Genomic DNA, 14,287 nt, shown 5'->3' with positions numbered 1-14,287 from the left:
TAATATATGTAACGGAGCCAAGACTAACCTTAAAAGATTAATATCATAACTCCGTCCAAACTAAAGAGCTAACTATTCACTTCTCCATAAACTTCATTCATCATATCTTCCATAATATAAGCCTTAAACTCGTCGTTCTCTAAAATCTTCATAAAGAACTCTTGATTGCTGCTCATACGGTCAATAACGAAGTCCATAAAGGATTTTTCAAAGGCGAATTTGAAGTTTTCTTTTGTGTTGTTTTTTGCTTTTTGACAAATATCTTCGTCATTTAACATATCCTCTTTCACTTGCTCGCGAGAAAGGAAATCTGTTTCTGTGAATTGCGTGCCAAAGCGCTCATTTAACTTTTCTAACACGCTCGATAAACGAACCTTCTCATCTTCAGCTGCACCACCAGCACCATGTTCCTGAGGATCTAAGTCGTAGCCGCCCGTTTTCTCAAGCTCAATGCTACCTTCGAATACTTTTTGATTACGGTAGTATTCAAGTGCTACATCATCCGCCAAGTAAACGTCCTTATCTACTCGACCACGGGGCAATTTACGTAACAAGTACGTCAGGTAAATATATTGCTTGTGTAGATCTAAATCGATAAATGTTACTACTTGTAGTACAAAGCCATACGTACGTATAAATTTCGTAGCCACTTGTTTAAATGCGAATTGTTCTTCTCCCGAAAGTTTTTTAAAACGCTCCACACCTTTATCGAGAAGCGCATTTAACTCGGCTTGGGCCTTCGTAGACTTCTTCACACCACCCGTTACTTCAAGCTCATTTACCTTTTGCACCTCTTCCTCAGTAAATACTTGATAGGGCTCTAGCTCGGCCTGCATATCATATAGGATATTCGGATCAGAAATTTTTGATAGACCTGTCGATTCATAATAAGGCTGGAAAGACGCTTTTATGTCTTCTGGATCATTTACAAAATCCAAAACAAATGTATCGTCCTTACCAGGGCATGTGCGATTTAAACGAGATAGTGTTTGCACTGCCTTAATACCGCTTAATGGCTTATCTACATACATTGTGTGCAACAGTGGTTCATCAAATCCAGTTTGATATTTCTCTGCAACAAGTAGCACTTTGTATTCATCAGAATTAAACTTTTCAGGTAACTCTTTTTCAGAGAACTGATTCATTTCTGACTCAGTATAATGAATCTCACCATCTTTCACAGTACCGGAGAAAGCAACTACTGTTTTTAAATCATCGTAGCCCATTTCATTAATATACTTATCGAAAGCCATTTTGTAACGTACTGCGTGTAAACGGCTTGCTGTAACAACCATTGCCTTTGCACGGCCGCCAATTTTGCGCTGTACGAAATTGCGATAATGCTCGATAATAATTTCTGTTTTTTGTGCGATGCTATGTGGATGTAGTGACACGTATTGTGCTAGCTTTTTAGTAGCTTGTTTTTTTGATACCTCTGGATCATCTTCAACTGTCTTTGCAATTTTCCAGAACGTTTTATAGGTCGTATAATTTTCAAGTACGTCTAAAATAAAGCCTTCTTCAATCGCTTGGCGCATTGTGTATTGATGGAATGCAGCTGGCTTGCCATCTATGCCAATTGTACCGAACTTCTCTAATGTCTTTGGCTTTGGTGTCGCCGTAAACGCAAAGAAAGATACGTTATCTTGTTTACCACTTTTCATGATGGCTTCAACGATCTTTTCGTCCACATCACCTAAGTTTTCTTCCGCAATACGATCTTCCTCATAAGCTGCTTCTAACGTTTTATCTGATAACACATTCGTTAATGCAGTTGAAGCTTTACCACCCTGGGATGAATGCGCCTCATCAATAATGACCGCATACTTTTTACGCTCTAAGCCCGCTACTTTTTCTAAAATAAACGGGAACTTTTGGAGCGTCGTAATAATAATACGAGTCTCATTATTAATGGCACGTGCCAATTGCTCTGAATCTTTATCAATCGGCTCTACCATTCCTGCTTTATGCTCCAGCTGATACACTGCATCTTGCAATTGCTTATCTAAGACTCGGCGATCGGTAATTACGATTATACTACTAAAAATTGATTCATTGTCCTCGTTATGTAGCTTCGCTAAACGGTGTGCAAGCCACGAAATCGAGTTCGTCTTGCCCGATCCCGCAGAGTGCTGAATTAAATAATTACGACCGACAAGCTTTTGTGCAACATCTGCTTCTAACTTACGTACAACATCAAGCTGATGGAAACGGGGGAAAATGAGCATTTGACGCTCACCAATCGTTTCACCGTTTGAATCTTTAATGTCGTCCTTCTTAATAAAGATAAAGCGATATAAAATATCGAGCAAGCTATCTGGGGCTAAAATTTCTTCCCATAAATAATGCGTACGATAATTGTCTCCATAAGTTAACGGATTACCTTTCCCACCATTATTGCCTTTGTTAAATGGTAGGAAGTAGGTTTTACCTTTATCAAGCTTTGTTGTCATAAATACTTCATCTGAGTCAACTGCAAAGTAGACAGCAACACGCTCATTAAATTTGAACAGTTGCTCACGTGGATCACGGTACGTCTTTAATTGCTTCATCGCATCTTCAACTGTTTGATTTGTTAATGGATTTTTCAGCTCCATCACAACAAGCGGCAAACCGTTTAAAAACAGGACCATATCTAAGCTATTATTATGCTTATCACTGTAATACACTTGGCGAGCAACATTAAAGCGGTTTTTCGCATACTGTTCATTTAACGTCTTGTTCATATCTGTAGGTGGCTTATTATACGCAAGCTGTAATGTCACACCACGGTCTTTGATACCTTTCCGTAAACATTCGACTAAACCTTGTTTATGCAGCTGGGCTTTAATACGTTTTAACACTTCTTCTTTATAAGAAGGACCATACGATTTCTCTAAGGTACGCATACGTTTTTCCTGCGTATCCTCTAAAAAAGCAAATAGCTCTTCTACGTCGATTGCATGCTGCTTGAAAGATGCACTCGCCTCACCTTCAAGCACACGCTTTTTATATCCATTCGCAATTAAGGCGATTTCGATATTCGTTTCGAAACCTTTTTCTGAAGTATCCACTGCCATCAATACTCACCTCACTTAATCAAGTTTCATATCACGTACATCGATTTTACCTGTTACTGCTTCGTAGATAAGGGCTTGGCGGTATTCTTTTAGGTTTTCGATTTCATTTTCTACAATTCTTTTTAAATTATCTACTTCGGAAATTTTAACTTTTAGGAATTTTACTATTTCATTTTGTTCAAATAATGGAGGGACAAAAATAAAAAATTCTTTGACTTTATCAAGATGTAAATTAATAATAGTACTCTTTTTACTTCCAAATGCAATTTGTTCGTCAACCAATTGACTTTCAAAGTAGAAACTAGCGAAATAAGTATTTAGTTTTTCATTATTCATTTTAATTAAACATAAACTAACAAAAATACTAAATTCCCAATCCCAATCAATAACTTTAGGAATTCCTATAGTTCCATTTTTCGACACTAAAAGATCCCCATTTTCAGGTCTACAGCGTTTAATTAATTCATTGTGTTCTCTTTGAGAAATATATTTTACATCAGATAAATTAATATCCTTGCCTTTAGATTGAGTTATATCAGTAACCCTTAAAAAAGGGACACCTTCATCTTGATAATCAGGTGTATGATGTGTTCCATCAATAATCTGCCTTGTTAAGTATTTAAGTTTAGATTTTCCCCAATGCTGAGGAATCTCACCAATCCACTTAACACCTGAATCTTTCATTTTCACATTCGGATTTAAACCTTTTGTAACAGCTTCTGTAATGATTGATTGGCGTTGTTGATTCAATAAATCAATTAAGAAATTTTTTGAATCTATCAATTGATTTAATTGTGTGTTCTTCTTTCTAATATATTTTAAAATAACCTTTTGTTCTTCTATAGATGGAAGAACTAATTTAAGATTTTTTATGATACTGGAATTTAAACCAGACATAATTGAGCCTTTACTATATAAGTCGATTTGTACTTTGATATAATACGAATCCTGTATCAAGTATGCTGCAAATTCTGGTAAAATTAGATTTTCATTAAATCGAATTCGAATAAGGTGAGAATCCATAATTCCTTTTTCAATATTTGGCGGAACAACTTTACATTTACCTATAGTACCCATCATTGAAATTAAGACATCGTTCTCAGAAATCTCATAAACCTCTAACTCTTTAAATTTTTCTTCACTTATAAATCTATGACCTAAAGTAAAATCATCTTTTATTAAGTTTTCTTGACCGTAAACTTTATATCCTTCTTCAATTAACATCTCTGATTTTAATGCGCTTCCGAATGGACCTATCTTTATTCCTTCACTCCCTGGAAGTAAACAAAATTTCAATTCTTTAATCTCCCAATGTGATGGAATAGCACCTATTCCTTTGATATTTGATTCTTTAAACCTCATCCCATCACCTTCTTCAACTGTACAGCAATCTCTGCTTCTAACGCACGAATTTCTTCCATAATTTCTGCTGAGCTGCGTAATGCTGTGTATTTGTAGAAATGGCGAGTGAATGGAATTTCGTAGCCAATTTTTGTTTTTGATTCATCAATCCATGCATCTGGTACATGTGGTAATACTTCACGTGCAAAGTAGTCATGAATGTTTTCTTTTAACGGTACGTTTTCAGTATCACGTAAATCTGTATCTGGTTCGATATCAGTTTTATTTTTCATACATACGTCAGCTGTTTCATCTTTTTCAGATAGACCAGCTAAAATTGCTTTTAATACAGGTGCTCCGATAGTAATACCCGCTTGCTTCAATGCATCTTTTAGTACTTTCGTGAACTCGTCACGATTTTTATATAATGTATCGCTTTCTAACGTGCGTAAAACATATAAAATTTGCGTTTGCAGCTTCTTACCTTCTTCAATTTCAAAGTGACCTGCATCGCCTTTTTTCTTTGAGGTTGCTAAGTTTGCAAAACCTTTTCCCTCTGCAACACGAGCAAGACGCTCTTCATTGACTTGGAAGTTTAAACGTAATGGACGTTCTACTGTAATTTTTGCGTAGCCGAAGTCCTCATTATCAAAAATCTTCACGTACTCATTTGGCTGTGCATCACCGTATAAACGAACAATCTCATTAATTTGCTCTTCTGTAATTTCGTTACGCTTGCTCCCCATCGACTTTTTCATTTTTTTCGAAAAGTCTACAGCATTGACTAACCGTACTTTCCCTTTATAAAGAGGTGCTTTATTGTTCGTTAAAATCCAAATGTACGTTGCAATGCCTGTGTTGTAGAAAAGATCGTTCGGCAATGCCACAATACCTTCTACTAAATCGTTTTCAAGCACATACTTACGAATTTCGCTTTCACCAGAACCTGCATCACCTGTAAATAACGGCGAACCATTCATAATAATGGCTAAACGAGAGCCTTGTGGATTTTCTACTGTGACTGGCTTCATTTTTGACAGTAAGTGCATTAAGAATAGTAGCTGTCCATCACTCGTTCTTGGTGTACCTGGACCAAAACGACCGTTAAACCCTTGTTTCTCATGTTCTTCTTTAATTGGCTTCTCATACGATTTCCAGTCTACTCCGTATGGCGGATTTGAAATTAAGTAATCGAATTTATCACGTGGGAATTGGTCTTTTGATAACGTATTCCCCAAACGAATGTTACGCGCGTCTTCCCCCTTAATCAGCAAGTCTGCTTTACAAATCGCATATGATTCAGGATTAATTTCTTGGCCGAAAAACTCTAAGTGTGCTGTTGGGTTTTGACTTAGTAAATACTCTTGTGCTACAGAACCCATCCCACCGGTACCAGCTGCACAGTCATACAAGGTTTGTGTTAAACCTGGCTTCGTTAAAATGCTGGCATCGTCATGTAAGAATAATAAGTGCGTCATAAGGCGAATTACTTCACGTGGCGTATAGTGATCCCCTGCTTCTGCATTTTCATTGAAACGACGAATTAATTCCTCAAATACATAGCCCATCTCAATATTTGACACTGTTTCTGGATGTAAGTCGATTTCACTAAAGCGTTTAATCGTTAAGTACAACAAGTTATTTTGTTCGAGCTTATCAATTTGGCGATCAAAGTCAAATTGATCCATAATATCACGAGCCACTTTTGAAAAACCATTTATATAATCACGTAAGTTATCCGCAATGTTATCTGAATCTGTTAATAGCTTGTTGAAATCATATTTGCTAGTGTTATGGAAGTTTTGCTTTGAGACACGATTTAAAATCTGCTCACGAGCATCTTCATTCATTGCTGCAAACTGCTCTGCCTTAGCTAATACTTCCTCTTTTGTGCTCTCTAATACGCAATCAAAACGACGTAATACTGCTAATGGTAAAATGATTTTACCGTAGTCTTCTGGTTTATAAGGTCCACGTAAAATCTCAGCAATTGACCAAATGAAGTTTACTTTATCTTGGAAGTTAATCATGTTATATACCTCATTTAAAAATTTTTTTCGAATCTAATTCCATGTAGCTAGATTGAGATAATTTGAGCAAGATTTAAGGATGCTTATCTATTGTAATAACTGAGCATTTTTTCGCTCATATCACCTACTGACACCCTATTCACTGATTCATCAAAATAGATATCATTACCTATTATTATAAGAGTTTGTACAACAAAAAGTAATACCATATAAAAATCTCCCTCTACATTTGCTACTACATGTTTCTTTTTTTAGTAAGCATCCAAATTTTATGGAGTGTCCCTATAAAGTAAAGAGGGGGCACAAAACTCCAATATTCGATGAGAGGTCAAACGCTACAAATATTCAGACTCTTTTAAAAACCCACTTATATAAGGGGCTTTTATACTAATTATTTAGATTATTAAAGAATAATAAAGGAAAATTTATGTATTCAAATTGTGTTACTACATTTCTAAATAAAATTGTCGATCTATTGACACATTGTTTCATCAATCCTGAGCGAAATAGTGTCTATTTCTACTCTTAATTATTAATATTAGAAATCAGCTGTGATCACTACAATTCATTCTCAATAGTTTAAAACATCTAGCATCGATTTGGACAAAATTTTCATATCAATGTAAGCAATCTATTCAACAGAAAAAGAATTCAGTAAAGCAAATTAGAATCTTTGAGAAGGAATTAGAACGGCTCAAACAAAAGAAAAAGAAGTCACTCAATTTGTTTATTGACGAAAAAATATCCAAAGCAGATTATGATGGAGTGTCAGCGATATCAATGACCAGACGGACATTATCAATTCTAAAACCGAGCAATTGAAGACTTCTCTTGCAACCAATATCAATGATATTAAACAACAGTTAGATGCTTTTATGGAATTTCAAGAATTAACTCAAGAAATGCTTCATCGCTTTCTTGAGACAATTGAAATAAAAGCAGATGAAGTCCGAGAATTTTTTATCGATTCTCGAACCCACCTGCTTCTTATTTAATTAATTTTAGCACAACCACACACTCCACATGATTCGTATGCGGAAACATATCTACAGGCTGCACTTCGAGCGTCTGATACCCGCTATCCTCAAGCACCCGCAAATCTCTCGCAAGCGTGCCAGGATTACAGGACACGTACACAACTCGCTTCGGTTTCATCTCCACAATCGTCCGCAGGAGGGCTTCGTCGCAGCCTTTTCTTGGTGGGTCGACGACTAGCGTATCAGCTGTAATGCCTTCTTCATACCATTTTGGAATCACAGTTTCCGCTTCCCCGACCGCGAACTCAGCGTTTGTGATGCCGTTGAGCTCGGCGTTTCGTTTGGCATCCTCAATTGCTTCCGGTACAATTTCTACGCCGTACACTTTTTTCGCTTGCTTTGCCAGAAATAAAGAAATCGTTCCGATGCCGCAGTAGGCGTCGATGACGGTTTCTTCCCCTTGAAGCTCAGCGTACTCAAGCGCTTTGTCGTAGAGCACTTTGGTTTGCTCCGGATTGACCTGATAGAACGATCTGGCGGAGATGGCGAATTTGACGTCTCCAATGAGGTCGTAGATGTATTCTTCGCCCCAGATGACGTTTGTTTCGTTGCCAAAAATGACGTTTGTTTTGTTTGGGTTGATGTTTTGCACGATGGATTTGACGTGCGGGAATTGCGCTGTGATGTCTTCGATGATCTTCGCTTTGTGCGGGAAGTCGCTTGTTCTTGTGATGAAGACGATCATCATTTCGCCCGTAACAACGCCGTATCTGACCATGATGTGGCGGAGCCAGCCTTTGTGGCGTTCTTCGTTGTAGGCTTTGACACCGTAGTTTGCGCAAATGTCTTTGACAGCTTGAACGGCTTCGTCGTTTTTGGATTGCTGGATCAGGCAGGCGCTCATGTCGATGATGTCATGGCTTCTTTGCTGATAGAATCCCGCGACGAGTCCGCCTTCCCGTTCTCCTACCGGCACCTGTGCTTTGTTTCTGTAGTTCCACGGGTCTTCCATGCCGAGTGTCGGGTGCACGGTGACGTTTGAAAGGTCCAGCTTGCCGATGCGTTCTAAGACGTCTTTGACTTGTTTCTGTTTAAACAAGAGCTGGCCTTCGTAGGTCATGTGCTGAAGCTGACAGCCTCCGCATTGCTTGTAAATCGGGCATGGGGCGTCGGTTCTATGCGGGCTTTCTTCCTTCAGCTCAATCAGACGGCCGAAGGCGAACCCTTTTTTGACACGTGTGACTTTGATTTGGGCTTTTTCCTCCGGCAGGGCGTTCGGCACAAAGATCGGGAATCCTTGGACCTTTGCGACACCCGCTCCTTCGTGGGTCAAATCCTCAAATGTCACGTCATAGTATTCGTTTTTTTCTACTGGGGGTTTCATTTTCATGTATGTTCACCTCTTGTTTTAAGCGAAAGAAAAACTTGGCCTATTCAAGCCAAGTTTCAGCGTGTAGGCAAACCTTCGCATTCGTTGTCAGTCCTGTGCTTCGGTGCTCACGAATTCAACATTCGCTGTGCTCCGATGCTCGCCCTTCCTAGACTTCAAAGGTTTTCAATCACGCTGAAAAGATGACAAAATCCTAAAACGAAAACTGTTTTAGGATTTTGTCAACATTCTGAGCTTGGCTTACAAAGCCAAGTTTTTAGTCATCCAGCTGTTCCGCTTTCTCCTTCGGCATGACGACGTGAATGTGCCGATACAGATTCACGAATTCGCCCGGCAGCATGCCGCCGTACTCGCCGTCCAGGTTCAGCTGCATCTTTTCTGATACATTGACTTTCACGCGGTTCGCTTTTGTATAAATAATGTGCTGGTCGTTGATGTGTTCGCCGCGAAGCGCCATCGTAGCGACCCTGATAAATTCAGCAAGGTTTGCTTTCTTTAGTATCATCAAATCAAACATGCCGTCATTCAAGCTGGAATCCGGCGCGAGTTTTTCGAACCCGCCGACGGAGTTTGTCAGCGTGACCAAAAACAGCATGATTTCACCCTGAAACAGCTTGCCGTCATATTCAATCTCGACTTCTGTCGGACGAAGTGAAGGCAGCATTTCCATTCCTTTTAAATAATAAGCAAGCTGGCCTAGCATTGTTTTGAGTTTGCTTGGCACGTCGTACGTCAGCTCCGTCAGACGGCCTCCGCCGGCGATATTGATAAAATACTGGCCGTTGACCTGTCCGATATCAATCGGGCGGGCAACGCCGTTAATGACCGTATCTGCCGCTTTTAAAATATCCTCTCGCGGAATGCCGAGCGCTCTGGCGAAGTCGTTCGTTGTGCCGACAGGAATGACACCAAGTGTCGGACGGTTGTCTAAAGGCGCAAGCCCGTTGACGACCTCGTTGATCGTTCCGTCTCCGCCTGCCGCAATGATCAGGTCAAACTCACGCAATGCCGCTTCCTTGGCAGCGTGTGTAGCGTCTCCTGCGCATGTCGTCGCATGGGTGGAGGTTTCATAGCCGGCTTGTTCAAATTTTTGCAGGACCTGGGCAAGATGCTTTTTAAAGATCTCCCGTCCTGAAGTCGGATTGTATATTATGCGTGCACGTTTCATTATCTCATCATCCTACTTAAGAGTATCCGATCCATTTTTACACTAACAACCTTTAATTATACTATGAGTTAAAAAAATCGCAACAAAATGTACATAATCTTACAGGTGAAAACGCACAAAAGCCTCAGCAGAGCTGAGGCTTTTTGTTTTTTACTCTTCTTCCGTTCCCGGTTTTTTCTTGCGGAACTTCGCCAATACTTCATATACGATTGGCACGATCAGGAGTGTCAGAAGTGTTGAACTGATCAAACCGCCGATAACCGTGACGCCGAGTCCTTTTGAAATGACCTGGCTTCCGCCTTCGAAGCCGAGGGCTAATGGAATCAAGGCGCCGATTGTCGCAATGGCTGTCATCAGGATCGGACGGAGTCGTGTAGAGCCGGCTTCCAGGAGCGCTTCTCTCGTAGACAGGCCTTCCGCTTCCTTATGAATCACGCGGTCAATTAAGACAATGGCATTCGTGACAACGATACCGATCAGCATGAGCATACCGATCATGGCGTTCAGACTGATCGTTTCACCTGATACGTAAAGTCCGACCAGTGCACCGATGACTGTGAACGGCAATGAGAACAGAATCGCAAATGGCGCTAGTGCTCCACCGAAGGTAATCACGAGCACAAGGTAAACGATCGCTATTGCTGCCAGCATCGCTAAACCGAGCTTCGTGAAGGAATCAGCGATATCCGCTGATACGCCGCCTGTGTCAATCGATACGTTATCAGGGTGGTCTAGCTTATCAATTTTCTTCTGGATAGCAGCTGATACGGCTGTGACGTTGTCAGAGGTAACCTCACCTGTGACATCTGCATAGACTTTTCCGTCACGTTTTGACACGGTATCTGATGTTGATCCTTCCTTCACTTTTGCCACATCGCCGATTTTGACTTCCTGGCCAGTCGCGGAAGTGATCTTTTTATTCTCTAAATCTTTCACACTCTTATACTCGTCTTTTTCTGTCTTAATGTTCACATCAAGCTCTTTGCCGTCTTTTTTCACTGTTGTGAGCGGTTCTTGTGATGTTTGTGACATTAAGGCCTGAGAAATTTGAGACGCAGTTAAACCGAGTTTGCTTAGTTTTTCTTGGTCAGCGACAAATGTGTACTCATCATATGTGCTGGAAAGGCCTGAGTTTACGTTTTTCAGATCCTTTTCATCTTTCATGATTTTTTCAATGTCTTTGACCGTGTCTTTAATATCGTTTTCAGAATCGCCATACACATAGTATGTTAATTCGTTGTTATTGCCTGAAGAGCTGAAGTCCTGTGACTTCCATTCTCCGCGGTCAGATTGCTTTTGGATTTCCTTCAGAACGTTATCTTTTTCTTTATCAAAGTCAGGTGTGTCGCTTTCATATTTGATATAGAATAACGCACCGTTAGAATCTCCTCCGGCAAGCGGGCTGCCAGAGCCTAATGAATACTGAACCGTATCGACATGCTTGCGGTCAAGCAGGATTTTTTCCGCTTTTTCAGCTTCATTTTCGGCTTCTTTTTTCGTTTCACCCGGTTCTGGGCTGTATGTGAGCTGCATCGTTTTTTCTTCCTCGGACGGCAGGTAGCTGGCACCGATTAGCGGTACAAGGAACAAGCTTCCAAGGAGCATCAGAACAGCGATGATAGACGTGATCCATTTGTGGCTCAGCGCCCAGTTCAATACTTTTTTATAGATGTTTGCAAGTCTGCCAGGTTTGTGTTCTTTCGCTTTAATCGGCGCACCCGTTAATGATTTTTTGAACAGGCTGTGTGCGAGCATCGGCACAAGCGTGATTGAAATCACCAGGGATGCGGCAAGCGCAAAAACAATCGTTAAGGCAAATGGAATAAACAATTCACCGATTTGTCCGCCTACAAGTGCGAGTGGCAGGAATACCGCGATTGTCACAATCGTTGATGACATGATCGGTTTAAACATTTCCTTCGTCGCTTCACGAACCAAGGCTTTTCCGCGGAGCGGCTCATCTTTGAGTCTCATGCGGCGGTAAATGTTCTCGATCACAACGATGGAGTCATCGACTACACGTCCGATGGCAACGGTCATTGCGCCGAGCGTCATAATATTCAATGTGATATCAAGCTGCTGCAGCACAAGGAGTGCGATCAGCAATGATAATGGAATTGAAACAACAGAAATTAATGTTGATTTGATATCTCTTAAGAATAAGAGAATAATCACAATCGCAAAAATAGCACCGAAGATGGCTTTGCTTAACATCGTGTCAACTGACTGTGTGATCGGCTCCGCCATGTCGAGAGTTGCGCTGTAATTGAAGCCTTTATGGTCTTCTTTGAACTTCTTCAGCTCAGCTTTGACATTGTCGGCAACCTCTACCGTATTCGCATCGTTTGCTTTGACGATATTGATGCCGATGCTGTCTTTGCCATTTGTGCGTGAAACAGATTCAGCTTTTTTCACATCTTTAATTGTAGCAATGTCAGAAAGCTTGACTGTCGGCACTGCTGTGCTTGCGCTTTGCTGCGCCTGTGCTGCCGCTTGTGCGCTTTGGGCTGCTTGAGCACTCTGCGCACCCGCTTGAGATGCTGCGCTGCTGCCTGCACTTGAAGCAGATGCCGTCGGGATTCTCATATTCTTCAAATCTTTAATTGTTTCAATATCGCCGCTGACGACGACAGATTTTTCTTCATTTCCGAATGTGTACAATCCAAGCGGAGTTGTCACATCTGAACCTTGAATCACTTGCTTGACTGTATCTTCATCAAGGCCGTATTCCTTCAGTTTGTCTTCTTTGAAAGAGAATTCAACCTCTTCCACCTGCTGGCCTGATACTTGGACGGACGCAACGCCTTCTATGCCTTCAAGTTTAGAAACGAGGCTGTCCTCCACTTGTTTCGTCAGCTCTTGCAGATTATCTTTATCACTGGACACGCTCAGCGTCAGAATCGGGAATGAGTTCAAGCTGTAGCGTGAAATCTCCGGATCTTTCGCGTCATCAGGCAGGTTGACGTTTTCTAACGCTTCAGCTGCTTCTGTTTTCGCTTTGTCCATATCTTTCTCATAATCATATTCAATCATGACCGACGATGCGTTTTCATAGGACGTCGACGTCACAACGCTGACACCGTCCAAGTTCTGTACGGCTTGTTCAACCGGTTTGGTCACTTCATCAGCCACTTGGCTTGGTGTTGCACCCGGATATGTCGTGCTGATCGTCAAGTAAGGCATGTTCACGTCAGGAATAGACTCTTGCTTCATATTCATACCCGCATACAAGCCGGCTGCCGTTACAATAATCGTCATCAGCCATACGGCGAATTTGTTTTTCAGAACGAAATTAATAACGTGGTTCATCATATCCTCCATTACATTTTTTATTGACTGACTGGTCATTCTATATAATACTAAACGTTATAACGCAACAACGTCAACTCATATACCAGAAAATTTTACTAAATTTTTCAAGGATTAAGGGGAAGCACGTCATGAATGAAAAAAAAGAGAGAATCATAAAAACCAGCATTCGTTTATTTGCGAAAAAAGGATTCGCAGCTACGACGATCCAAGAAATCGCCAGTGAATGCGGCATTTCGAAGGGCGCTTTTTATTTGCACTTCAAATCGAAAGAAGCGCTGCTGTTATCTGCCTGTGAATATTATATCGGTATGTCTATGAACAAAATGAAAAATATAGAAGAAGATCTCGCCGGAAAGCCCCCTAAGGAAGTGTTAAAAAAGCAAATTGGCGCTCAATTTGAGGATTTTCGCGATCATAAAGATTTTATCGTTCTTTTGCTTACCGAAAATATCATTCCGGAAAATCAAGAAATCAAGCAATACTTTTACAAAGTAACCATGGAGACGGATAAGCTGTACCGGAACGCCTTGCTGGTATCCTATGGCGAAGGAATCGAGCGGTATGTCGCAGATCTGTCCATCATGGCAAGAGGCATTGTGCATTCCTATATGAACGTGATGGTATTTAACGGTGAGCTTAATATCGATGCAGAAGAAATCTCAGCCTTTATTATTGAGAGACTGGATGATCTTGTACAGGGGCTGAGCCGTTCTGCACTCAATCCGATTGTATCAAAAGACATTTTCAACCCGATGCCTGCGGGAAAAGACCAGCTGCTTGAGGACATTCAGAAAGTGAAAGAAAACAGCACGCTGCCCGAGGATATCACCGTGTCACTTGATGTTATCGAGGAAGAATTGACTCAGGATAAACCGCGCAAGCCGATTATTAAAGGCATGCTGTCCAATTTGACCGGAACCAACGACAAAGAAGTTGAAAGGCTTCGGGCCCTCATCTCTGTCTTTATCTCAATTTGACCATAAAAAAAGCAGCCTCTAAGGGCTGCTTTT

The 14,287-nt window shown here is 40.8% G+C and carries 6 protein-coding genes and 1 pseudogene; 1 reads left to right on the top strand and 6 read right to left on the bottom strand.

Annotated features, from left to right (window positions below):
* Positions 1–68 precede the first annotated feature (68 nt).
* The 6 genes from MKY10_RS03670 to srfP form a co-directional block, all read right to left on the bottom strand.
* Positions 69–3,059 carry a type I restriction endonuclease gene (locus MKY10_RS03670; RefSeq protein ID WP_044052610.1) on the bottom strand — a complete coding sequence of 997 codons (2,991 nt, stop codon included), beginning with the start codon at positions 3,057–3,059 and terminating at the stop codon, positions 69–71.
* Between the two features lie 15 nt (positions 3,060–3,074).
* On the bottom strand, positions 3,075–4,421 hold the full coding sequence (locus MKY10_RS03665) for a restriction endonuclease subunit S (RefSeq protein WP_051047173.1): 1,347 nt from the start codon (positions 4,419–4,421) through the stop codon (positions 3,075–3,077).
* Positions 4,418–6,430: a class I SAM-dependent DNA methyltransferase gene (locus MKY10_RS03660; RefSeq protein ID WP_038428539.1), complete on the bottom strand. Its 2,013-nt coding sequence runs from the start codon at positions 6,428–6,430 to the stop codon at positions 4,418–4,420. The genes MKY10_RS03665 and MKY10_RS03660 overlap by 4 nt, the downstream gene beginning before the upstream one ends.
* A 987-nt stretch (positions 6,431–7,417) precedes the next feature.
* Positions 7,418–8,797, bottom strand: a complete 1,380-nt coding sequence (rlmD, locus tag MKY10_RS03655; protein WP_015252637.1) for a 23S rRNA (uracil(1939)-C(5))-methyltransferase RlmD — start codon at positions 8,795–8,797, stop codon at positions 7,418–7,420.
* A 256-nt stretch (positions 8,798–9,053) separates the two neighbouring features.
* On the bottom strand, positions 9,054–9,965 hold the full coding sequence (locus MKY10_RS03650) for a diacylglycerol kinase (RefSeq protein ID WP_003233894.1): 912 nt from the start codon (positions 9,963–9,965) through the stop codon (positions 9,054–9,056).
* Between the two features lie 150 nt (positions 9,966–10,115).
* The gene (gene srfP / locus MKY10_RS03645) at positions 10,116–13,274 is read right to left on the bottom strand and encodes a surfactin resistance protein SrfP (protein ID WP_014479080.1); all 3,159 of its coding nucleotides are present in this window, start codon (positions 13,272–13,274) and stop codon (positions 10,116–10,118) included.
* 131 nt (positions 13,275–13,405) lie between these two features.
* On the opposite strand from srfP, the pseudogene MKY10_RS03640 reads away from it, so the two are divergent.
* A pseudogene (locus tag MKY10_RS03640) lies at positions 13,406–14,276 on the top strand (TetR/AcrR family transcriptional regulator).
* The last annotated feature ends 11 nt before the right edge of the window (positions 14,277–14,287 follow it).

Origin of the sequence: Bacillus sp. FSL P4-0290 (assembly GCF_037975435.1) — a bacterium.
GTDB lineage: Bacteria > Bacillota > Bacilli > Bacillales > Bacillaceae > Bacillus > Bacillus subtilis.
This window is presented reverse-complemented; position numbering and strand designations above follow the sequence as displayed.